The organism is Metabacillus arenae (assembly GCF_014773385.1).
Lineage (GTDB): Bacteria > Bacillota > Bacilli > Bacillales > Bacillaceae > Metabacillus_D > Metabacillus_D arenae.
Window position 1 is genome coordinate 87,994 of record NZ_JACXAI010000020.1, and the last position, 24,584, is coordinate 112,577.

Consider the following 24,584-nt stretch of genomic DNA (forward strand, 5'->3'; position numbering starts at 1 on the left):
CCAGTCCTTTTGGATCAAGGCAGAATCTAATTTTTGTTGCATATTAAAGGTGATTTGTAAAACTTGCATAAAGGTGTAGTTCCGAAGATACTACCCATAGGAAGTATAACAAAATTTCAGTTGGTTTCCAATCCACAATGTTTATTTTATCTCTATCTTAATAATCCTTGGAAGAATGAAATAATTGACTACAAATATCCGATAAGTTCTGGCTGAATATTAATTGGCATAAAAAAACTTCCACTAAATGGAAGTTTCACTTTATTTTAATGTCTGCTGAATAAATTTTTTCAATTTTTCCTTCTCCTGTTTGTAAAAGCAGGATGCCTTCATCATCAATACCGAGTGCTTTTCCTTTAAGAGTACCTTGCAGCGTTTTTGCTACAATTTCTTTATTTAAGCTGATCGCATAGCTTTCCCAAAGCAGCTTAATTGGTTTAAAACCAGATCGCAAATATTGCTCATAAAGATTTTCGAAATGGATCAAAATTTCTTGAATAAGCAAGGAACGGTCACATTTTTCCCCGCTTTCAGCTGCTATTGATGTGGCAATGCTTTTTAAATCCTCATGAAAATCTTCACGCCTTTGATTCACATTGATGCCTGTCCCAATGATCACTGAATGGACTTGATCCGCTTCTGCTTGAAGCTCAGTTAAAATACCAACTACTTTTTTGCCATTTATTAATATGTCATTTGGCCACTTTATATCAGGGAATAGACCAGTCACTTTTTCGATCGCTTGAACGATGGCAACAGCTGTTAGCAATGTTAACTGAGGAGTTTGATTGAGAGGGATTTTCGGACGAATAATCATACTCATCCAAATACCGGTATATTTTGGTGAATACCATACTCTTGCTAACCTTCCTCTACCCTCGATTTGCTGTTCAGCAATGACTATGGTACCTTCTTTTGCTCCTGCGTTTGCTAATTTGTGGGCAATTTTTTGAGTTGAAGTCACTTCTTCCTCAAAATGAATGTTTCGCCCCATAAATTGTGTATGTAATCCAAGGCTTATTTCGTTGCCGCTAACTTTGTCAGGTTTCCTTTTTATCCGGTAGCCACGCCGTCTTACAGCTTCAAGCTCATACCCTTCTTTTCTTAATTCCTCCATATGCTTCCAGATAGCTGTTCTGGAGCAGCCAAGTAAATCGCTGATTTTTTGGCCGGATAAAAACTCGCCTTCTGCATTTGAGAAAGCCTCGAGTAGTTTTGATCTTATTTCTGTTTGCAAGACTCAAGCCACTCCTTTATGGCCTTATTTGAATTATCAAGGGATCCGTAAATGATCTTTTCTTCTATCCTGCATAGGATCTCTGCAACCCAAGGACCTGGTTTTTTATTCATAATCGAAATGATTTCATGACCAGACAGGTCTATTTCTTCTCTATTTTTTATTGGAAGCTCTTCATATATTTGTTCTATTAACTTGAAGCTTTCTTGAGATTTTGAATTCTTCAAAGCTTGATAAACTCTTTCAATTTGCAGAGATTGATTTAAACCAGCTTGATAAACAAGTTTTTTTGACCATCCTCTACTTAGAACCTTAGTCAAAACCTCATTATTATTCTTGACATGTTGAATGATCTTGACTGACAGCTTCCAGCCTCTTAGAAAAGCTTCGATATTGATTATATTTAATACTCGGATGAGAAGAGTCCAATATTCTGCTGAAGTTTGTAAATGTCTGAATTCCAGGTTACTCAGTGTTTTAAGGCCTCCTGATTTTTGCTCAAGGAAAGGAAGACATTTAAAAACATTGGTTTCGAGCATTTTGGAAATGGCAGCTTGTGGACTCTTTCCACTTAATAGCTTCACAAATTCAGCGGTTTTTCGTTCGACAGAAATATGCTCTAATAGAAAAAAATTTTCTTTAATCGCTTGTTCTGTTTTATAATCTAGTTGAAAATCCAAGGAACTCATAAAACGGAGAGCTCTCAGCATTCGAAGTGCGTCTTCTGAAAATCTCTCATGCGGGTTGCCAACTGTCATAATCCGCTTTTCCAGCAGGTGCTTTTTACCTTCAAAGTAATCAAGTATCTTTCCCTTGTCATCCATTGCCATGGCGTTTATCGTAAAATCTCGCCTTTTTAGATCTTCAACTAAAGAGTGAATAAAGGCTACCTCAGCAGGTCTACGGTAATCTTTATAGCCTGTCTCTGTCCGAAATGTTGTCACTTCATATGAATTGTTCTTATAGAGGACAATGATCGTTCCATGGTTTGCTCCTACATCCACTGTACTTGGGAATAATTGCTGGATTTCATCAGGCTTTGCTGATGTTGCAATATCGACATCTCCTATTGAACGTTCCAATAAATGATCGCGAACTGCTCCTCCTACAAAATAAGCTTGATAATTGTGTTCTTTTAATTTCCGAATGATCGGCAGGGCTTCAATAAACAATCTATCCATCCTGTAAAACTTCCTCATAAATTGATTCATAATTAGAAACAATTTTATCTGAATGAAATTTTTCTTTTATAGAAAGAAGCGCATTTTTTGAAAGCATTTGATACAAATCCTCATCCTGCAAAACAGAAATGGCTCTGGAGGCTACTGTTTCGATATCCCCAAGTTCACACAAATATCCTGTTGTTCCATCATCAATTACTTCAGGTATACCCCCTATATTTGTGCCAATACATGGTACCCCGCAAGCCATTGCCTCAAGAAGAACTAGGCCGAAGCTTTCTTTCTCTGATAATAATAACTTCAGATCGCTAATGGAATATAGTTCCTCTAAATTGTCTTGCTTACCTAAAAATAATACAGAATCTCTTATACCAAGCTTATCGACAAGCCTGCAAATCACTGTCATTTCTGGACCATCTCCTACTAGCAGCAATTTAGAAGGGACTTTTTCATGGATAAGCTGAAAAGACTTTACAACTTCATGTACTCTCTTCACTTTTCTGAAATTAGAAACATGAATAATGACTTTTTCTTCAGGTAATATCTTATAGGCTGTGTGCAGATGGTCCACTTTTTTTCTTGAATAAACACGCTCATCAATAAAATTATGTACCGTATAAATTTCTTTATTAGGCTTTAACAGGTCATATGTCTGTTCCGCTAATGAGTGGGAAACAGCCGTTACTCGGTCTGATGCTTCTATCCCGAAACGGATCATATCAGATAATGAGGGGTCATAACCTAACACTGTAATATCTGTTCCGTGGAGGGTAGTCACGATTTTTAGCTGATCTCCGACCATCTGTTTTGCCAAATAGGCACTTATGGCATGAGGGATTGCGTAATGTACATGAAGGATATCTAATCCTTCTCTTTTTGCTACCTGTGCCATTTTACTGGAAAGAGCAAGGTCGTATGGCGGATATTTAAAGACAGAATATTGATTCACTTCTACTTCATGGAAATAAATGTTTCCGTAAATTTTATTCAATCGAAATGGAAGACTAGACGTAATAAAATGTATTTCATGCCCTCTTTCAGCAAGCAGCTTTCCCAGCTCTGTGGCGATGATCCCAGACCCACCTACAGAAGGATAGCAGGTAATTCCAATTTTATATTTCTTCATGTCTCCCCTCCTATCACATCTTTATTTAATAAAAGAGGTTTATTAGTTAGAAATCCTTCCGCATACTCCACGCCTACCTCTTTGCCAAATAGTCTTTCTCTGCTTTTAACGCTCTCGATGTAACCATTGACTAAAGGTGTCTCAAGTGATCCTTCCGTTTTAACAAACTGGCTTTGATAAGCTTGCAAGGCTTCTATTTTAAACCCCATAGTTTTTGAAATATCAACCATAAAATCTGGCTTATGGAAGCCGTTTATCATATAAAAATAGACATGCTTTACCCGGTGTTCTGTTTGCTTTTGCACATCCTCGTATTTTCTTACTGCGGCAGAAAATACAGCTTCTTTAACGAGCTGAGCACAGTTTCCGTGGTCTGGATGACGGTCTTCAAAATAAGGGGCAAATACAGCCTTTGGTTTGTAAAGCCGGATGATTGTTACTACTTGACGAATTTGCTCTTCATTCAAAAATAAGCCGCGATCTGGGAGATTCATAAAAATACGTTTTTGTATCCCTAATATTTCTCCTGCTGACTTTGCTTCAATTTGACGAATTTGCACTGTTCCATTTGAGGAAAGCTCCGCTTTTGTTAGATCACATATTCCAATTTTATACCCGTTCTGAGCATATTTTGCTATCGTTCCACCCATCCCAATTTCAACATCATCGGGATGAGCTCCAAAAGCTAAAATATCTAATTCTTTCATTCTGTTGACTATTCTCCTTGCCGTTTATGAATAATGTTCCTCCAGCTAAAAGCACCTTTTTCCAAGGCTCTTATTAAGATGTCAGCAGTTCCCATGTTTGTAGCTAATGGAATGGCATAAACATCACAAAGCCGGATAAGGGCTGATACATCTGGTTCGTGAGGCTGGGCAGTTAATGGATCCCGAAAAAATATGACTAAATCCATTTGATTTTTAGCAATCATTGAGCCAATTTCTTGATCTCCGCCCAGGGGTCCTGATTGAAAACGGAAAATGGACAAACCTGTCGCCTCTTGTACTCTTAGGCCAGTAGTTCCAGTAGCAAACAGCTCATGCTTTTCTAATATATGCTTATAGGCAGTGGCGAACTGAACAAGATCATTTTTTTTCTTATCATGTGCAATAAGTGCAATATTCATAATATCCCCCATTATTCAATAATGTTTTCTAATCCATATACAAGAAGGTCTAACTTCATCACCTGTTCTACAGAAAGTTTTACCCCGGACATAAAGGAAGCACGATTATAGGAATCATGACGAAGACTTAAGGTTTGACCTTCTCCTCCAAACAGTACTTCCTGATGGGCTACAAGGCCTGGCAGACGAACACTATGCAGTCTTATGCCATCAAAATCAGCTCCTCTAGCTCCTGAGAGAACTTCTTTTTCATTCGGATGACCTTGCTTCTTCTCTTCCCTGACTGCAGAAATCATCTCTGCTGTTTTCAAACCTGTTCCACTTGGTGCATCGAGCTTTTGATCGTGATGCAATTCAATTATTTCAACATCTTGAAAATACTTAGCTGCCATTTGTGAAAACTTCATCATTAATATGGCACCCACTGCAAAATTGGGAGCAATAATCGCCCCTATACCTTTCTCTTCAATTAATTGCTCTATTTCCTTCAAATCTTCCTTAGAAAAACCAGTTGTCCCTACTACTGGACGGACTCCGTTTTGCAGTGCCAGCTTTGTATGTACTTTTCCAATCTCGGGAGTTGTTAAATCGATTAAAACATCTGGTTTCGTTTCTTGGAAACATTTTTCCATATCATTATAAATCAGTACTTTACTGGAAAATCCATTCACTTCATTTAACTGTTGGCCATCATATTTATGATCCACGGCACCGACAAGTTCAAAATGAGGAGTTTTTTCTACTAATTTTACAGCTTCTGATCCCATTCTCCCTCTGGGACCTGCGATTACTATCTTTATGTTCTCCATCAAATGCCACTACTCCTTTTATTCTTTTATTTTTGTCCAACGATTTTTATCTCGGGTTTGAAATTTGTCCATAACTAAATCATGTGCTCGGTCCAAATTTATGTTTAAAGAGTTGGCTAAACAAATCAGCACAAAGAGAACATCTCCGAGCTCTTCTTCGATTGCTTTCTCTTTTTCGCTTGCTTTTTTTGGTTTTTCGCCATATGTATGATTTATTTCTCTTGCAAGTTCCCCAAGCTCTTCAGTTAATCTTGCCATCATGGCTAATGGAGTGAAATACCCTTCTTTATATTGTCCGATGTACTCATCAACTTCTTTTTGCATTTGCTGCATCGATTTTTGGTTCACACTAAACCCCCCTATTCTATCCCTTTCCATGTTAGCTAATCCTAAACAATTTGACAAATATAAAGAAATGCGAAAGAGCCTTGATCAGACCGGAAAATATTAACAGAAGTTTTTTTCCTTTCCATAACTATTGTTGTGGTCTTAGGTGGACAAGGGCTTGTGGCTAGACAATATTAAGACAACAATACATGTCTAGTAATGAAAGATTTCATATCTAGGATTAAAGAATCACAAGCTAAAAGGCAGCCGCTGCAATTGAATAAAAATTTAATTAAACCGGAAATCTCTAACTCAATTTCTTTAAGGTTTTTGGAAAATAAATTGATACAATAATTTCTTTCAACTATAATAATAGCGCTATCACCAGTCTAGATTGGAGTTGTTAGTATTGTATAACAGGTTAAAAATACAAAACATTTTATTTATTTTGTTAGGCTCTGCAATTTTCGCTTTTGGGCTTGTTCACTTTAACATGCAAAACAATTTGGCAGAAGGCGGATTCACAGGGATTACGTTACTCTTGTATTTTTTATTCAATATTGATCCATCTATATCAAACTTACTATTAAATATCCCAATTTTTTTCATTGGCTGGAGGCTTCTCGGCCGAAGCTCCTTTATATATACGATGATTGGTACTTTCAGTTTGTCTATCTTTTTATGGATCTTCCAAAAGTATCAAATTAAAATGCCTTTGTATGAGGATTTAGCATTAGCTGCTTTATTTGCCGGAGTATTTATAGGGGTAGGGCTTGGAACAATTTTTCGATTTGGCGGTACAACAGGGGGAGTAGATATTATCGCAAGATTGGTACACAAATATATTGGGTGGAGCATGGGAAAAACAATGTTTCTATTTGATGCCTTTGTCATAACCTTATCGCTTGTTTCATATTTGTCCTATCGAGAAGCTATGTACACATTAGTTGCTGTTTTTGTCGGAGCAAAAGTGATTGACTTTATGCAGGAAGGCGCGTACGCCGCAAAAGGAGCAACAATTATTTCTGATCAAAATGAAACAATTGCTGCAAAAATTTTGGAAGATATGGATCGCGGCGTTACGGTTCTGCGTGGACAAGGGTCGTTCACAAAGCTCGATCGGAATGTACTTTATTGTGTGGTGGGTAAAAACGAAATAGTCAAATTAAAAGGAGTTATCCAATCAGTTGATCCTCATGCGTTTGTGGCCGTTAGTGATGTTCACGATGTCCTTGGAGAAGGCTTTACCCTTGATGCAAATAAAAACCCAATCGAGCGGTAGCCCTGCTCGTACAGCCTAATTAGATAGGGAAACATCCATAATCTTAGAGGCAGAAAACTAAAGTTGAGTGCTTGTAAGCCTAAGCCAAACTGAACTAAATTTTTAATTATCCAACTTCTAACTTTTTTAGAATATAAGGAAATGGCAAAAGGTCGATCGAACCAACAGCCGACCATAGTCACCTCTAAAGACTGAAGGGAGATTTTCGTCTCGTAAGAATTAGATTAATAAAGAGGCCCATTTGGCGTGGCCTCTTATTACAACTTCAATGCCTATTTATTTGTTTCACGATCCCGCTGTTTCCTTCTTTCCTTCTCTCCTTGATACTTTCTAAAGCCTGCATATGATAAGGACAAAATAATGATACTTCCTGTTGAAATGATCACCCAAAGTAAAGAGGGATCAGATTCATCCTCTTCCGCCCGATCAAATAACGTCCGCAAATCTTCTTCCATTTGCGAGATATGTTGCTCCTTTGTTGAATCTGACATTTGATCAAATAATCGATTATCAATCGTGGATATATGAGAGTCTACGCGTTTAATAATTTGAGAATCAACATCAACTGAGACTGATGGATAGATCATTTCATACATGATTAGAAACTCATTCCATTGCTCCTGAAAAGATTCATAATTACCGCTTTCCACGTCTGTTTTTATTTGGGAAAAAACATTCATAACCGAATCTTCCATCGAGCTCCATAAAGGGTCATATTCTGAATTCATTGCATCCACAACTAGGCGAAATTGTGTAACCGCCCTTATTTTTTCTGAATCCCCCATAGTTTTATTTTGTAGTGCTTCTAATGCATGTGTATGAGTCAAACTAACCGTTCTAATATCATCTGCTGATAGTTCGCTTTGGATACCAGGTTTGTTTTCAAACTGTTCTTTGAAATAGACGATAAGGTGTGAACTATCCTCAAACCGATTTTGCTTAGCAAGCTGCAAGGCAGTTTCAGTTAAGTTATTTAAGTTATTCCAATGGTGCTCTGTTTCACCATAAACCGTCTGAGAATTTATAAAAAAGAAAACAATTACTAAAATCATGATCATTTTTTTCATTCTTGTCCCTCCCAAAATCTCTAATAAACTTTATGAAAAAGTGGACAAGGTTAGACCAAAAAAATCATGATTAAACGAAAAGCGTAACTGAAACGGTCCTTCTGCGACAACAATAAGTCAAACCGGCAGAAAGGTAATGTAAGATTGGCATGTGTTCTTAAAAATCGGGTCAGGTAATGAGACTTGTCAGGTAACAGCTTATGGTACCCATTTCTCTGTTTTCGTTCGCTTCAGGTCATCATGCGTATTATTAAAAAAGCCAAAAAGCCGAGATGATTAAATTATTTGTTTAATGAAGAGGTTCCAGCTGGTAATTCTAATTTAATTGCTTTAGTTCGCACCACTAAAAAATAAGCAATAAAGAGGGAAAGAATGGTTAACCAAAATGTAAAATACCCAATCTGGGGAGTGAAATCATCTAACATACTATATCTTGGCACCATGCCAAATACATAATCAATAACATCATTATGTAATGTCCATACTCCAGCTAATGCTAAATGCCAGCCTCTAAAACGATAATACGGGGAAAACAACAGCCCTTGAACGGCCATCCCTAAGTGAGAAAATATTAACATATAGCCAACCCAATCCATCGAACCTGTTACAACAAAAACAAGTATGTTCATGACAACTGCCCAAATTCCATATTTAAACAATGTTACAATTGCAAGGGCTTCAAACAGAGGTGAATTCTGTTTAAGTAAAAAAGCTATGAGAACAAACAGAAAAAACAGGCTGGCTGTCGGGCTATCCGGTACGAAAGCTAAATACATAGCAGGAGTATCAATAAGCTGAGGAGTATACCAATAATATCCATAAATTGTTCCAAGAAAATTAATTAATAGTAATAAAGACAGTATCTTTCTTGTTCCAAGCAAATAATAATAAGATTTCATTTCATCAACTCTTTGTTTGTTTGATTAGATAAAAAAATGACTTCGCCAAGTCCTGAGAACTGTTGGGAATACTTGGTGCTGAGCCTGCACATTGAAGCAAGTACTGACTATTTGACGCGAGCCCTCAGGCAATAAAAAATTTGGGCGAACCGGCTTAAAGTCTGTTCCAAAACCCTCTTGGGCGGGCTGTGAACAAGGCAAAACCGGCCCTAGAACGGCTTGGACGAAGGCTGCTAGCTGTAATAGTTATATCAATATAAAGTGAATCTTCCCTCAGTGGGGGTTTTCCTCATCCCCCACTGAAGGTTAGATGTGAGCCACAGGATGTGGCGTGTTTTTGTCTGTGTTCCTTTTTCGGACCTTTACGGGCAGTTTATCTCCCACATTTCTTCATTGCTTCTTTACTGAAGTTGAAATGGGGGTTTTACTGCCCGTTATGAGTGGGATAAACTATTCAATATTACAAAAAAGCTGACAAAATGTCAGCTTTTTATTTAGCAGTAACTTCTGAAATAAACTTCGAAAGAACGTCTAGTTCTTCATCTGTGCCTTTAAAGACTCCAGGAGGCATTTCTCCCTGCCCTTCCTTGGCAATTTTAGCTATATCCTCTGGAGGCAGACCATTATCAACAAGAGATGGACCCGCAGCTCCTCCTTGCAGGTTATCACCATGGCATGAAATACATCCTTGTTCTTGGTAGAGTGCATAACCATCTGATTCTTTATCAATTTCTGCTTCTGCCTGAATTTTCCCTTGCTCAGCAGCAGCTTCCCAGTCATGAGTCGCTACAGACTCCCAAGTCAAGAATATCGTTGAAGCTACAGCAAGCAGCATCATTCCTACTGCAACAGGCCGTTTTGCCGGTCTTCGATGTGGACCCCGGTCGAGCCACGGGGCCAGCATTAATGCTCCAAAAGCTAAACCCGGCATAATAAATGCGCCTATTACAGTATACGGTCCTGCAGCAAACGTATATTTTAACAATTGGTATAAGAATAAGAAGTACCAGTCAGGCAATGGAATATATCCTGTATCAGTGGGATCTGCCACCCGCTCAAGCGGTGATGGATGGGCAACAGTTAAGCATAAATACCCGACCAAGAACACAGCCCCAACAAGCCATTCCTTTAGCAAGAAATTCGGCCAGAACGCCTCTGTTTTACCAGGATATTCCGAGTAATCTTTTGGAATATTCGGCTTTCTTTCTGCAGGAATACGTGAATCTCCTACAAATTTCATTCCTTTTCCACGATGCAATGAGTTCCCCTCCTTTTAGGTTTTCAGTTATTTACTGTAATTTTAAAGAGGTCCAGAAATACCTTGCTTGCGAATCATAAGGAAGTGAGCTCCCATTAAGCCAAACAGTGCAGCAGGTAAAAAGAACACGTGTATAGCAAAGAAACGAGTAAGCGTCTGCGCTCCTACAATTTCTGGGTGACCTGCTAATAGCGTTTTCACTTGGGTTCCTATTAATGGCGTAGCTTCTGCGATTTGCAGACCTACCTTTGTCGCAAATAAAGCTTTCATGTCCCATGGTAATAAATACCCTGTAAAACCTAAGCCTAACATGACGAAGAAAATAAGAACTCCCACAACCCAGTTTAATTCACGAGGTTTTTTATATGCACCTTGAAAGAAGACACGAAGAGTATGTAAAAACATCATGACGATGACAAGGCTTGCTCCCCAGTGGTGCATACCACGGACAATTTGTCCAAAAGCAACTTCATTTTGCAAATAGTAAACAGATTCCCAAGCATTTTTAATGTCGGGTACATAGTACATTGTTAAAAACATACCAGATAGAACTTGAATGACCGTTACGAAAAACGTTAATCCACCGAAGCAATATACAAAGGCGGAAAAATGATGAGCAGGGTTAACATGCTCAGGAACTTCGTGGTCTGCAATATCCCGCCAAAGCGGCGTAACGTCTAATCGTTCATCTACCCAGTCATAAATTTTATTAAGCAATTATTACGCCCCCTCTCGTGGTTTTGCTTGACCTAAATACAAAGTTCCATCCTTAACAGAATGCTCATAGCGATCTAGAGGTGCCAAAGGAGGTGTTCCCGGTACGTTTGTTCCATCCTTGTCATATAAACCATAATGACATGGACAGAAAAATTTGTTAGGATTCGACTTATCACTGTTCCAGTTAACTGTACATCCTAAATGCTTGCAAATTGGGGATAAAGCAACAATGTTGTCCCCTTCTTTGTAAACCCATGCAGATCTTGATTCTTCGGATTCGTACCAAGCGTCCACTTGTTTAATTGTAAAATCTACTCTTGTTGGTTCTTCAGTTAGTTCATCTAACTTTACATCTACTGGAACCATATCCTGTGCTGCAGCAGGCCGCAATACAGGATCCAAGGCAAATCGAACCATCGGCATTAGCATACCTGCAGCCATGAAACCGCCTACACCAGTAAGCGTATAATTCAAAAATTGCCTTCTAGATACCCGATGTTTTTTCTCGCTCATTAACTTCCCCCCTCTATCACAAAGCTACTACAGTCCAAATGGACATATCATTACTTATAAAACTAGGACATTCTCATGATATATCAATCTTGTCTCAAAATCAATACGACTATTCCTTTGTATATCAAAAATGAAAGGGTTTTTATGACTTGCTCCAATATTGTAATAAAATGTTCAAAATTTGTTCGATTTGATCTTGAAAAAGGTTACCTTTTAGCTTTTCACTCAAATGCTCAAGGGGAACAGCCGGAATCCATATCACACTTTTATCCTTGTCTTCTTTTAATTTTTCTTCACTTGTTAAAAACAATACATGTTTAAACTGATTTTCTAATTCTTTTTTCCACTCGATTAAACGATTCTCAATATGATCATCAGACTTTATGAATGTTAACGGAGGATATAGAAATATTCTACCAGTTAATTGTCTTTCCAGTTCCTGCGTAATTTGAGTTATAAATTCCCCTTTTGAAACAGTAGATTTTAATTCTCTGCTTCCAGTAACAGATAAGATTGGGATAATAACAGTGTCAATATACTCTTTTGATTGATTAAATACTTCCACGTCAGCTGCTGTCCATTTCATTATACTCAACTCCTCAAATTTGAAGCTTCTCTCATTATATAGCACTAGTATCCAGGAGGTAAACGCTTAATATAAAATTTGATTACTATTTGATTGGTTAAACAAACCTTTTCATTTCAGATAATTCTCGTTTCAAAAAATAAAAAGAAGAAGCTCATTTGGGGAGCTCCTTTTAGTAATAATTAAAATACTTCCGTAATAAAATGGGTTATCATTGTCCACCCTTAGCGGACAGGACATCCAACTGAACAAGAACGAAACGCCTTTGCCGATCAGAGCATAGCCTTTTAAAAAGATTATCCATGGCTGTTAAGGGCCTGGAGCTTTTCATTTTTATTTCTAGGATTTCAAAGAGTTTTTCCACTTCACATACAAAATTCTCCCAAAGAGCAGAAGGACAATCCCTGCCAAAAGATAGGTGTAGTTCTGCGTGGCTGTGATCGGGAGTCCAAAGCCGTTTACTTCAATCGATTCTCCCTCATTTGCTGTTCCTTGCTCTTTTGCGGACTGGTCATTTTCAACTTTATCATTTTTTCTATTGTCATCATTCTGGTTATCATTTTTCCGACCGTCATTATTCTTTGGTGGTCCAGGTGTCATTTCTTTTTCTTTATCAGGTATTTCATCCGGGTCAGGAGCTTCAATATCGCTTGCTCTCACAAGGACAAAGGTGCCCCCCTCATGCCTTTCTGAAAGCTTTATCTTTATTTTGCTGTCTTTTTTCACTTTGTATTTTTTACCTGAATAGAGGTCAACTAGTTTTGTCCCTTTATCATACGGGAGAGTTAGGTCAATATTTTTCTTCATATCAGTCATGTTAATTCCAACCGTAACTGTTTGATCACCATATGAGCGGCTGAAAACGGAATAGCCTTCTTCATCTCCACCTGCAAGGGTATCCCTGTCTCCTTTGGAGAAAACTTTAGAAAAGTCTTCCCTAATGTTCAAAAGAGTTTGATAATGCTCTAATAAATCATTGTCCTTAATTTTATCCCAAGGCATGTCGTAACGATTTTCGTTGAACTCGCCTTTATCCATATCACCAGCATGCTTGCCAGACTCACCTAGCTCTTCCCCGTAATATATCACTGGCTGACCTTTAGCAGTGATTTGCAAAGAAGCTGCAATCATTTGCTTACTGACATCTCCGTCAGCGTGAGCTAATAGAAATCCGTCTTCATCGTGACTGCTTAAAAATTGACCCATCGTTGCTGTATTCGATAGGAATCCGTTTCTAGATCGCATTTCGCTCTCTGCAGCTTCAATCTTCCCATCTATAAAATCCTTCGCGATTGATTTAAATCCGAAATCTAGCAGGGAATCCATTTGACCGCTGTCAAGATAACCTCCTGTATTGTTATAGGAGGCGCCATAGTTTTCCCCAATCATTTTAAAATCTGGCTTTATTTCTGTTAATTCATTTTTAAAAGCATTCCATGTAGTCTCTTCTACATGCTTGACAGTGTCAACTCGGAAATAATCGATTGTTTCACCATCTTCTGTTCTTACCTTTTCCAGCCATTCGGTCTGCCATTTGATCATTTGCTCCCGTACATGCGGGTCTTCTGTTATAAGATCAGGTAAGCCGGCAACCTCCCCTTTTACGACATCGGTTCCGCCATCACGCAGCATTCCTTTAAACTGCTTCCGGTCTTCATCTGTCGGAAAATTAGATATGCCTTTACCAATACTTGGATCATTTACTTTCAATCCATACCCTGTATGATTTAAAACGACATCGACCATGATTTTAATTCCCTTATCATGAGCTTTTGAAATTAGTTCTTTCATGTCTTCCTGATCGCCTAAATGTTCATCCATTTTCGTGAAATTTTTTGCCCAATAACCGTGGTAGCCATACTGATGGCCTTCATTATCATGTCTAAGATCCCAATCAATGTTGTCGACAATTGGCGTTATCCAAATTGTATTTATACCCAGCTCATCCAAATAGTCTAATTTTTCTGTAATTCCTTCAATATCGCCGCCATGGTATGTTTCAGGATGTGATGTATTATAATTTTCGCCATTCGGATTATTATTGGACGGGTCGCCATCATAGAATCTGTCTGTTAGGAGGAAATAAATTCTTGCTTCATCCCAATCAAAATCCAGTTCACCAACTGCTTGCCTTGGCTTCACTTCCACCTTTGCTTCGTGTTCATGTTTGTTACCAAATTCGTCGACAATCGTTACCGGCAATACCTTCTCTCCAGAGGTTACATCATCTTCCACCGCAATAGATAATTTGTTTAAAAGAGGGTCAATTGCTACTTTGTCCGGGCCTCCTATTTCCTTTAAATCCACATACGTTTCCTTAATAGAAACTGGTTCTTTACTAAAAATACTAGTCGTGATCACAGCATTTTCGTTAGAGCTGATTGCAGTTGGATACACCTGAGCAGTGACATCCAAATCAGGGATCTGATAAGTAAATTCTGATTTCCCATTTTCGTTCGTATTGTACGGATCTGTTACCTCGGTTGTTTGTCCATTCGTCGTTACTAAAAACGAATATTCGTGTGTTCCTTCCTCTATATCTTCTAATGTAAAAGTAAAATACTCATTTTCTGGTTCGTATGTCATGTCATATTTTTGGTTGTTAACTTTTACTTGTACCTTGTCTACCTGATCCATTTCATTTCTCTCATATAATTCAGGATTTCTATAGAAAAATGTAACCTTACCATCTTGAAGAACCGGACCATTTACATTTGGTACAGTATGAAATTCTTTTTCTCCACTCTTTATAACAGCCTTTGTTATTGACTCATTAGGGTCAACTTCAATATATCTGTCTTCACCATATGGATCTTTGATCGCCGAATTCCAATCAGAACCTTTTCTTATAACAAAACCAATTTGCGAGGCATCTGGTCCAATATCAAAAGTGGTTACGGCTCCTTGTTCTGTGATGTCGGTAAATCTTTTTTCCCCATCTTCAGCCCCAGTTTGCCATGTCCAAATATTCCAGTCCTCATAATTTTGGTCATCACGAACATAAGTAATTTGGACTTTTCTCTGCACATATTTTTTGACTTCTACTTGCTTTTCAGCAATTGCAGGGCCTGCTTTTGCAGTAATTGTTGTTTTACCTGGCTTTAGTCCCGTTACTACTCCGTTTGAATTGACAGATGCAACGTCTTTATTGGAAGAATTCCAAATAATTTCTGGTGCAGGCATTTTCTGCTCATATTGATCTTTTACTGTTGGATGAAGCTGTACTGTCAACCCTTCAAAAACTGTATCTTGACCTGACAATGTGATAGAATCAGGGATTAGATTATCAACAGTCACTTCAATTGTAGAATGGATAGAACCTGCAGATGCTGTAATAACAGCTTTCCCCTTCGAAATAGCAGTTACCTTCCCATTTTGACCAATTTTAGCTACTTGATCATTACTGGAGCTCCAATTAATTTGTTCAGATAAAATTGGATTGCCTTTTTGGTCTTTAATAATTCCCCTAATCATTCTTGTGTCTCCCGGGTTTAAAGCAATAGATGATGGCGAGACATCGATTGATGCAATCTCAGGTGTATATTTCTCTTCCACATCATATAAAACCATCATTGAAAGTGGAGCGATTGTAACATGATCGCCATTCACTTCAGTTAGTTTTTCAACACCAGCCTTCTGCTCGTTTACGACAACATTCCACTTTGCTGAGGACGGTAAGTTAACACTTCTCGATTCATTATTCCCATTAAAAATCACAACAATGTTTTTCCATGTGTCGTGGTTTGCATGATTTTTCAGTTGGTAAGCGACAATATTTCCGTCTTGTTTAAATATTTCAATATTTTTTTCAATCGCTTCTTTTGAGCTCATCCGAAAAGCGGGATGGGTTTTTCTTAGTTCAATTAGTCCTTTATAGTAGTCGAAAACAGGCTTAAAGTCCTTTTTGTCATTCCACCTTATTTGATTGACAGCATCCGGACTTTTATAACTGTTATGATCACCGTATTTTGTCCTCAGGAATTCCTCACCTGCATGAATAAAAGGAATGCCTTGTGAGGTTAAAACGATTCCGTTAGAGAGGAGCGATCTTTTTACGGTTTCATTTGCCATTACATTGTCCAGGTCAACGGCATGATGTGGAGTTGCAGCTTCCACTGCCTCCTCGACTGATCGATATCTGGCCGCATCTTCCCCTTGCAATACGCCGTCCTTTATATGGATAAACCCTTCTTCCTCCTCTAAGCCTTGAGTTTTAATCACTTTATCCCATAGATTTAGATTATCGTGAGCTGTTACATAATTGATCGTTTCTAACGGACTATTTGTGAAATCTGTTATTGCACCCAAAATTCCTTTAACAAGGTCTGCTTCTTTTCCAGGCTCGCCTGTAGCAAAGCCTTTTGAAGCATCATCACTCCCCCCCTTTATCGCTCCTCGCAGATTATCGTTAAAAACTGCGAAGTTTTTATCTTTTTGCGAGCCTTTTAAGGTTTGCTCACTTTCAGGCAGAGGTGAACCACCGGCTTGCCATGGTTCTCCATAGATCAAAATGCTTGGATCTACTTCCTCATGTAATTCTTTTGTTATTTGTTCCATTGTAGTAATATCAATTAAGCCCATTAAATCGAATCTGAATCCATCAACATTGTACTCCTCTGCCCAATATCTAACAGAATCTTTAATGAACTTTCTTACCATCGGCCGCTCAGTTGCAATTTCATTTCCAACCCCCGAGCCGTTTGCCAAATCCCCTGTATCAGTTGTTCGATAAAAATAACCTGGGACAATTTTTTCAAACGGTCCATTTGGAACCTCAAACGAATGATTATACACGACATCCATGACCACTCTCATATCATGATCATGCATGGATTTAACCATTTCTTTGAACTCTTTGATCCGAGTGACCGGGTCTAAAGGATTCGTTGAATAGGATCCTTCAGGAACATTGTAATTTTGCGGGTCATAGCCCCAGTTAAACTTTGGATTTTTATTATTTTCATCATCAACAGTTAATTCATTAACCGTTTTAAAATCATATGACGGCAAAAGGTGCACATGAGTGACTCCCAATTCCTGCAAATAGTCAATGCCTGACGGTTCACCGTTCACAGTCTTTTTTCCTGATTCTGTGAATGCTTTAAATTTACCCTTATGGTCTAATCCTGAATTTTCGTCCATTGAAAAATCCCTTACATGAAGTTCATAAAGAACAGAATCGGTTGGATTCACCGTCACTGGTTTTTGATCTGATGGCCAATCGGCTGGATCTGTATTTGCTAAGTTAACAATAGCACTTCTTTGTCCGTTTGCAGAAACTGCCCTTGAATAAGGGTCAACAGCATAATTGGTTGTACCGTCCGCAAATTCTAATTTGAACATATAATACTTTCCTTGATGGTCCCCATTTAGGTCTTGAGACCAAACCCCGTTGTCTGCACGTTTCATCGCCGTTTCTCTACCGCCTGTATGATCCTCTACCGTACCTGAGTTAATATAAGTTCCTGCTTCATCGTATAGAGAAACATGTACATTAACAGCCGTTGGCGCCCAGATTTTAAATGAACTTTTTTCAGGAGAGTAGGTTAAACCAAGATCATCAGCTTCATAAAAATATTTCTTGTTATCTAGTACCTTTCTCATCGTTACATTGGAAGGGGAAAATTGTTCACTTCGTACTTCATATAAGTTTCTAACGTCAATTTTATCAGGTTCCAATACCGTTAATTGAACTTGATTTGACTTCGTCACTTTTGCTTCTGTTTTTATTTTTTGATTATTCGTTTGGTCAGTCAGAGAAAAAGTTGATAAATCATTTTCTTCTATTAGGTGAGTGGTTGTAAGAGTAATCCGGTTTTCTGAATCCATAAAGGCTGCTTGGATACGCGCGGATAGGTCAAAGTCATCTTTATTGTAATAAACTTCTTTTACACCTTCGATAATCCATACTTCCACTTTTGTTTTTCCTTCAGGCATTTGTATTGTTCTTGTCGCCTCTTGAGAAGACCAATCTCCTGGTCTGGTGATGACATTAATTTTATTCGTATTGAATTTATGGGTGCCTTGGACAAAGTTATCCTTTTTGTCCGTAAATTCGTATTCTTTGCCGTCTTTGTTGTCTTCCCAAATCCACATATCATATTTTTCTTGCATTCCATCATAACGGAAATAATTAATCGTATATTCATATAGGCTTTCTTCTACCTTGAACGTTTTCTCGATAGTAAAATCTTCATAATGGCCGATTATTGTAAATTCAGTTTCCTTTGCAACAGAATTGTCTAATGTCAATGTTTGACCTTCAATTTGAACTCCTTCGATCGTGTTCTTTAATGACCATTTTGGATCGACAGATGTTTTTTCTCCTTGTTCATCTATTAAACCTGCATCCAGTATTATTTCTGTTCCTTTTTCAATTTCACTGGAATTAGACAGTGTAAGACCTGGTACAATGAGCTTGCTGTCATCTCCATATTCTCCTTGAATGATTTCATCATTATGAGGGTCAAGTATCCATTCACCATCGACTATAAGTTTATAGGCGTATATGCCTGGTGAAATAGTTGTTGTAGCTTCCCATGTTTGATGATCTGTTTTTTTCATTTCTATCGCATTTTTTTCCCAATCTGTAAAAGCTCCTGCAACTCTAACGTGATTAGTTTTCTCTTTTCCTTGATAAAAAAAAGCAATTGACCCATCTTCATTTAGCTCAGGGTTATTCAACTGGGCTTCAGTTTGTTTGTCAGCTTGAATCGTTGCAGGTCCTGATGCTTGTCCGGCTTGCATAGAAAAAACATTTGCAAACATAGAGAAGATGAGCACAAAAACAAGCAGATACGATATCCCCCTTTTATTCATAAATCTTTCCCCCTTATTTAATTGCGAAATCGTTTGCACAAAAACCAAAAAATGAAATCGGTTACATCTATGTATATCTTGCCACCATTATTCTGAAAAATCAATATATTTTAAAAAAACAGGTTTAAAGCCCTGTTTTTGAGAAATTAGAGGTTATGTGGGGGAAAGAAGAAAATCGGCGAAAAGTTTCTTTCGATGGACTAGTTCCCGCCTTTTTCTGTCCAGTTTCTTTGATGAAAGAGTCAGTGTTGATTGTTCTGATCGAAGTGTCGATGTGAAAGGGGCTATATGTTCCAGATACTCTTTATTACAAGCCATGAAAAACTTTTCTTTGCTGTCCCTTCATAAAGATAGGTATTTTGAGCAAGATTACTCTTATTCGTGCCAGTTCTCGAAAGTACTATCCGGTTTCCATGACAAAGGAGCCAAATTTCGTAGTAAAAGTTACACCCCCAAAAAAAACAGAGTTAATAAAAACTCTGTTTACAAATAGTTCTTTAATTGCTTTGTAAGCGTTTGAAATGCTTCTTTATCCTGTTCATCTAGTGCTTTGTCAATCAGCGTCATCAGCTTCTCTTTTTGGAATGTTTGGATAGAGTGTTCCAATATTTTTTCAGCAACAACTCTGTCTTTTTCATTAATGTTTAAATGCTTTGGCATAAAAGGATTTCCTTCTAAAACAGCAGCATATTCTGGAGATTGATAGACAGAACGGAAATTTAACTGAATAAAAAGCTCTTCATCCTTGTTTAACCGAATATCGTGAAAGGATTTTTCTGCATCAGTCGTCATAACATTTTCCTTATAAAATCTGAAAGGAACTTCTTCTACACAATGGGTTGACATGACGATTCCTCTTGGACAGTATTGTGCTTGTTCTACAAAATGTACTCTCTCCATCAATGAATCATGACTCATCAAATAGTTTAAGATCCAAACACATTCTCTTCTTTTTAACTGGTAGTGATTTAAAAACCAACGAATGAAATCTTTTTTCTCATTGACAGATACAGGGGCCTTCATCCTATTCCCTCCTCTGTTTTCCGGAATTTTCTTATCTTTAGATTTCAACAAGTACGTCTCAAAATCCTTCTCCTTCAATTTGGAAATTGATCTTCTAATTGCATCAAGATCTCTTGAATTTCGACATTTGCAGGATCTAGAAGTAAAATCTTTTCAAACAATCTTTTTGCTTCCTTATGCTGTCCTTCTTCAATTAGGAAAAAGGCATATTCCTCTAAAAATTCTCGGTTGTCTTTGAAAGAATTATATGCAAGTTGGTATCGTTTTAATGCATCCTTATACCGTTCTGTCTCTTGATACGATTTCGCGAGGCTCCATTGAAATTGGGGATCCTCTTCTCCGTATTTCATAACTTCTTCAAGAAGATCTATTACTTCTTCATATTTTTCGTCATGTAATAAAATATTGGTTAGGGTAAGAGTTGCTTCGATATGGCTTGGATCGAGAGCCACCGCTTCCCGTAGAAGAAAAATGGCATCTTGCTTTTGATGATTTTTTAAAGCAATTTTGCCGCCATAAAGAAAGAGCTCCTTATTAAATTCGTCTACTTTCAAGCCTTCCCGAACAGTATTAAAGCTTTCACTGAACATTCCTTCTTCTTCATAGGCTTTAGCTAAATATAGGTAAAGTGAAGAATAATGTGGATCCAAATCTTTCAATTCATTAAATTGCCTTATCGCTGTCCTTGGCTGATCTGCCCTTAATGCAGTAAAACCATAACCAAAGATTGTATGCGGCTCAGGCTGTTCTTCTACTGCTTGTGCGTAAAATTTCAGCGCTTCCTCAAATTGTCCAGTTTGGCTAAGTGATTCAGCGATCCGGTGAGCGATACTTACACCTGCCACAATCTTCTCATTTTGAATAATTTTTTTTAAGATTGTAATCGACTTCTGAAAGTCACCTTGGTGAAAATAAAGCTCTGAAAGTGCAAAATCAATGACCAGTTCATTTGGTAATAGCTGCTTCGCTTCCTTTAGCTTTTGCTCACTAACCTCGATTAATCCTTGCATTTGATACAAATCAGCTAAAAGCAATAGTGCTTGGGGATATGTGTCCCCTTCTTTATTTACAGTTTGGAGTAAGCTGATCGCCTTTTCTTCATCATCTAGATCGACATATACTTCAGCAAGAAAAACTGTGATCGCTGACTCCTCAGGATAAAGATCATGGAGGTCTTCTACTATTTTTAAAGCTTTGTCAACAATCCCCCATTCATAGTATTTTTCAGCTAGAATGAGCTTTTCTTCATCATGAAGCATGTGTTCTATGTCAGCTAATTGCTGTAGACCTTTATCGGTAAGTCCTGTTTCGACTAATTGAATAGATTCTTGCAAGGTTCTCTGCAAAATATCGACTCCTCCTGTAAGTTTGCGTTCGGCTCTATTCTTACAAATAGTTATTTTTTCAAGTGAAAAATAGCAGAATAGGCAATTTGTATGTCTCTGATTGCTACAAGTCTCAAATCCGACCTTTTATCACAGGGTGAGACAAAAGTCTTGGTGTGAACTATTTTTCAATCGACACCATGTGTACCATAAATATAGTTCATTAATTAGTAGCGGATTGCGGCAGAAATCTTTTCGTAATCGGAATAACACATTCTTCTCCAAACCCTGTATAATAATGAATTTTTTCTGCTTTTTGTAGTCTTCCTTTATGAACAGTAAAAGTAGGTTTATGAATATGATAATCGAGGATGATGTTTTCTTCAACTGAATAGCCTACATCTTCAAGCTTATATAAATTATAATCGACTTGCCCCCCGATTCGGAGGTCACCTTTATCCGGATAGATCCCAATTGTCATTAATTCGTTCTTTTGGAGAGGACGGTTATTTTGGGGACAATCTTGTAATGCTGTTAACTTATGCTCTTTTACCATGTCTCGCCATAAAAATTTAACTTTATGATACTGAAAGAATGACATCTCTGCTTTGCTGATTTTGGGAATAAGGGTTACTGGGTTCATAAACAAAGCATCTCGTATCCATCCCCATGGAACTCTCCTAATTTCATTTTCATTAAAAAAGTTTACAATCACCATAGAGATTTTTAATTTTTTACACAGCCTAAGTAAGGAGGGTGTTAGGTTTTTTGCTGAAATCTCTAAGGCAATATAAAAATCAATCGGTGAATTAATCAAAATTTGTCGTCTTTCTTTTACCTTTTTTTGAATGTCTCCTTCATATTGAATCGGTATAACAGAGATTAAAGATGTACAGCCTCTGATTAGGTAATTTTCTGAAAGATAGGATTTTACTTGAGGAAACGTCTTAATATCTTCTGGAAGAGTATCCATCATAATAAAACCAGGTGTCATAACGTATTCATTAGCTAACATCCTCATAAATTTCAATTTCTCCAAATGATGATCAATAAACTGGATGCGATTTTTCTCAATTAGTAAAGAGCAAGTTTTTAAAGTGTCATTTTTACATAGTTGAACACCCTCAATAATGTATGGCGGCATTACATTTTCACACCCTTTTCTTTTCTTAAGACAAGCTATGTGAAAATATTGACGCATATGCAAAAATGTCCGATAAAAATTGAAACTTTAATGTTAGGGATTTCATTTCGTCAGAGAGCATTTCTCAAACACCATTAGGGTACTGCCAATGTATTTTTTCATATTGTTAAAATATCGCCAAAAGTAAAAATAAAGGGGATTTTTGAAAAGAAATACCTTAAAAAAACCAATTCCGATAAAGAATTGGTTTTAAAAAACTTTTTAGAATTCAATTCCACCTTGGTATTTGTAATAATTTTTAGCAGTATAGTTGGGCCAATCCCAAAAATTTGCTCCTTGAGAAATAATAAACCTATCAAAAAACAATTCAAAGTTTAAGTTTAGTGGTTTTATCTCTGGAAATGTACTAGCTATAAATAGGTAATTAAGGTTCTTTTGTTCAATATCTTTATTATTAATTAAAAGGTAACTTTCTAATACATATCCAATCGGATAATATGTTGATGTTAATTGGAGGTTTTCATAAGTTTTTTGTATTTCTTGCATAGAATATATTCTGAGTCCTCCACCAATATTGACTTTTCCTAATAACATTTCGAAAATTCGAGCTCCGTTATGATGGGTCAAAAATTCTTTATAATCATCAGGCAATGTCCAATTGCTTTCCTGTTGAAAGGCTAAGAGAGTCTCATTACAAATAGGGGAATTAAATGAACAATTAACCGTATGGATGTTTCCTTGTTCTGCAATTACTTCCATATTTCCTTCATCATCAAGTTTGTTCTTTAGAGCTTCTAACGTTTTATAAATTATCTTCATTTTTAGATTTCCCCTATTTTTTAGTAACTTGATCACCAAGGTGTTACAATTTGCTCGTGGATATCTCTTGGTAATGGCTACAGATTATAGAAACTATTTCCTCCCCCATAAATCCTAGGAATAACATGATCAGGTTCGAACTTTTGCACCCGTTTAACAAGATTAAATACTACTTACTCTTTCTATAATTAAAGGTAGTTCTGCCAAATCATCAATCATGAGGTCCGTTTCAACATTGCCCCATTGTGAGTCTTTTTTCCAAATTCCTTTCATTCCTACATTTCGAGCAGCTTTTACATCGTTTTCTGGATGATCTCCAACGTACATACTTTCATACGGTGAGACATTTAATTGCTCTAAAGCTTTTTTAAAAATTTTAGGATCAGGTTTTTTTATACCTTCCCATTCAGAAACAATAATAGTTTCAAAATACTTTTCAATACCTAATGCTTTATATTATCCATTTGGAACTGTCCTTTTCCATTCGTTATTACTCCTAATTTAATGGACTTACTTTTTAACCCTTTTAACATACTGATGAGATTCGGAAAAGGGACACAATTATTCTTAAATTGTTCTAAGTAATCTTGAAGTAAGCTTTCCCAAGTGATCCCAGCGATATTAAATTCATCAACTAATTGTTGATACACTTTATCTTTCCATACATACCCACGGTTATCCAATTCTATAAATCTTGTCATATACCTCTCTTTTGGAATATGACCTACTAGTTTATTTAATCTGTCATATTGCCTGTCAATAAATATTTTTACTGACTCATCTCTATTTAATAAAGTTCCATCTAAATCAAATAAAGCAGCTTTAATCACTTTTAAATGCACTCTCCCCAATTCAATATACTCATATTCTTCTTTATAGTTAATATAAAGCCCTTGTTCAACTCAGGTATGCAACTCAATTTTTTTCCTCAAAAAAAGACGCCTACCTTACCGGATAAGTATCCTTTTACTTTTATTGAAGAAGGGTTATAATTTTAAAAAATCGTCTAATCTTTTCATTACCTTTTCTAAGGCTGAGATGGACATTAAAGTATTAAATGGTTCATTATCTAAAGAATGGTTAGCATTAGGGACTTTTTCAATTTTTATCACTAGTGTTGCATAAATATTGTTTGAATTTTCAGATTTATCATTTTCTAGATTGAGAGCCAAAAAAGTAAATACCCAACAAAAGGTGGCTCCATCCATTTGGAAATTTATTTACAATTACACTAGTGCGACGACAACAATTTGCTCATTATGGGAGGGCTTTTCCTTCAATTTTTCGAAGCCAAATATGCGCTGGCTTCCACAGTGCTGCCCTTAA

General features: G+C 37.1%; 19 protein-coding genes and 1 pseudogene. 1 reads left to right on the top strand and 19 read right to left on the bottom strand.

Annotated features, from left to right (window positions below):
• Positions 1-256: 256 nt before the first annotated feature.
• The 7 genes from IC621_RS15695 to IC621_RS15725 are packed head-to-tail and all read right to left on the bottom strand — an operon-like array spanning position 257 to position 5,884.
• Positions 257-1,237 (bottom strand): biotin--[acetyl-CoA-carboxylase] ligase, encoded by a 981-nt coding sequence (locus IC621_RS15695; RefSeq protein WP_191159268.1) that lies wholly within the window; start codon positions 1,235-1,237, stop codon positions 257-259.
• Positions 1,222-2,418 carry a CCA tRNA nucleotidyltransferase gene (locus IC621_RS15700; RefSeq protein WP_191159269.1) on the bottom strand — a complete coding sequence of 399 codons (1,197 nt, stop codon included), beginning with the start codon at positions 2,416-2,418 and terminating at the stop codon, positions 1,222-1,224. Before IC621_RS15700 ends, IC621_RS15695 begins: the two co-directional genes overlap by 16 nt.
• The gene (gene bshA / locus IC621_RS15705; RefSeq protein ID WP_191159270.1) at positions 2,411-3,544 is read right to left on the bottom strand and encodes an N-acetyl-alpha-D-glucosaminyl L-malate synthase BshA; all 1,134 of its coding nucleotides are present in this window, start codon (positions 3,542-3,544) and stop codon (positions 2,411-2,413) included. Before bshA ends, IC621_RS15700 begins: the two co-directional genes overlap by 8 nt.
• Positions 3,541-4,251: a bacillithiol biosynthesis deacetylase BshB1 gene (gene bshB1 / locus IC621_RS15710; protein WP_191159271.1), complete on the bottom strand. Its 711-nt coding sequence runs from the start codon at positions 4,249-4,251 to the stop codon at positions 3,541-3,543. The genes bshA and bshB1 overlap by 4 nt, the downstream gene beginning before the upstream one ends.
• 8 nt (positions 4,252-4,259) lie before the next feature.
• Positions 4,260-4,670 carry a methylglyoxal synthase gene (mgsA, locus tag IC621_RS15715; RefSeq protein WP_191159272.1) on the bottom strand — a complete coding sequence of 137 codons (411 nt, stop codon included), beginning with the start codon at positions 4,668-4,670 and terminating at the stop codon, positions 4,260-4,262.
• 11 nt (positions 4,671-4,681) lie between these two features.
• Positions 4,682-5,479: a 4-hydroxy-tetrahydrodipicolinate reductase gene (gene dapB / locus IC621_RS15720; RefSeq protein ID WP_191159295.1), complete on the bottom strand. Its 798-nt coding sequence runs from the start codon at positions 5,477-5,479 to the stop codon at positions 4,682-4,684.
• Between the two features lie 18 nt (positions 5,480-5,497).
• Positions 5,498-5,884 (bottom strand): nucleotide pyrophosphohydrolase, encoded by a 387-nt coding sequence (locus IC621_RS15725; protein WP_191159273.1) that lies wholly within the window; start codon positions 5,882-5,884, stop codon positions 5,498-5,500.
• A gap of 331 nt (positions 5,885-6,215) precedes the next feature.
• Here IC621_RS15725 and IC621_RS15730 point away from each other — a divergent pair, with 331 nt between their 5' ends.
• Complete coding sequence (locus tag IC621_RS15730) at positions 6,216-7,088, top strand: YitT family protein (protein WP_191159274.1); 873 nt, start codon at positions 6,216-6,218, stop codon at positions 7,086-7,088.
• A 272-nt stretch (positions 7,089-7,360) separates the two neighbouring features.
• Here IC621_RS15730 and ypjB read toward each other — a convergent pair whose 3' ends face one another.
• The 12 genes and pseudogenes from ypjB to IC621_RS15790 all read right to left on the bottom strand — a co-directional run bounded on the left by ypjB (position 7,361) and on the right by IC621_RS15790 (position 24,088).
• Complete coding sequence (gene ypjB / locus IC621_RS15735; RefSeq protein ID WP_191159275.1) at positions 7,361-8,155, bottom strand: sporulation protein YpjB; 795 nt, start codon at positions 8,153-8,155, stop codon at positions 7,361-7,363.
• 281 nt (positions 8,156-8,436) lie between these two features.
• The gene (locus IC621_RS15740) at positions 8,437-9,054 is read right to left on the bottom strand and encodes a DUF1405 domain-containing protein (protein ID WP_191159276.1); all 618 of its coding nucleotides are present in this window, start codon (positions 9,052-9,054) and stop codon (positions 8,437-8,439) included.
• 490 nt (positions 9,055-9,544) lie between these two features.
• The gene (locus IC621_RS15745) at positions 9,545-10,312 is read right to left on the bottom strand and encodes a menaquinol-cytochrome c reductase cytochrome b/c subunit (RefSeq protein ID WP_191159277.1); all 768 of its coding nucleotides are present in this window, start codon (positions 10,310-10,312) and stop codon (positions 9,545-9,547) included.
• Positions 10,313-10,354: 42 nt separating this feature from the next.
• Positions 10,355-11,029, bottom strand: coding sequence for a menaquinol-cytochrome c reductase cytochrome b subunit (qcrB, locus tag IC621_RS15750; protein WP_191159278.1), 675 nt, complete (start codon positions 11,027-11,029; stop codon positions 10,355-10,357).
• 3 nt (positions 11,030-11,032) lie between these two features.
• Positions 11,033-11,542 carry a QcrA and Rieske domain-containing protein gene (locus IC621_RS15755; RefSeq protein WP_191159279.1) on the bottom strand — a complete coding sequence of 170 codons (510 nt, stop codon included), beginning with the start codon at positions 11,540-11,542 and terminating at the stop codon, positions 11,033-11,035.
• A 142-nt stretch (positions 11,543-11,684) separates the two neighbouring features.
• The gene (locus tag IC621_RS15760; protein WP_191159280.1) at positions 11,685-12,128 is read right to left on the bottom strand and encodes a DUF2487 family protein; all 444 of its coding nucleotides are present in this window, start codon (positions 12,126-12,128) and stop codon (positions 11,685-11,687) included.
• Between the two features lie 339 nt (positions 12,129-12,467).
• Positions 12,468-18,947 (bottom strand): type I pullulanase, encoded by a 6,480-nt coding sequence (gene pulA / locus IC621_RS15765; RefSeq protein ID WP_191159281.1) that lies wholly within the window; start codon positions 18,945-18,947, stop codon positions 12,468-12,470.
• 483 nt (positions 18,948-19,430) lie between these two features.
• A complete protein-coding gene (locus IC621_RS15770; protein WP_191159282.1) occupies positions 19,431-19,970 on the bottom strand; it encodes a ReoY family proteolytic degradation factor in 540 nt (179 codons plus the stop codon).
• Between the two features lie 74 nt (positions 19,971-20,044).
• Entirely contained in the window at positions 20,045-21,316 is a 1,272-nt protein-coding gene (locus IC621_RS15775) for a tetratricopeptide repeat protein (protein WP_191159283.1), read from the bottom strand.
• 202 nt (positions 21,317-21,518) lie between these two features.
• Positions 21,519-22,439, bottom strand: coding sequence for a hypothetical protein (locus IC621_RS15780; RefSeq protein WP_191159284.1), 921 nt, complete (start codon positions 22,437-22,439; stop codon positions 21,519-21,521).
• 261 nt (positions 22,440-22,700) lie between these two features.
• Positions 22,701-23,258 (bottom strand): SMI1/KNR4 family protein, encoded by a 558-nt coding sequence (locus IC621_RS15785; RefSeq protein ID WP_191159285.1) that lies wholly within the window; start codon positions 23,256-23,258, stop codon positions 22,701-22,703.
• Between the two features lie 162 nt (positions 23,259-23,420).
• Positions 23,421-24,088: pseudogene (locus tag IC621_RS15790) on the bottom strand (HAD family hydrolase).
• Positions 24,089-24,584: the final 496 nt, after the last annotated feature.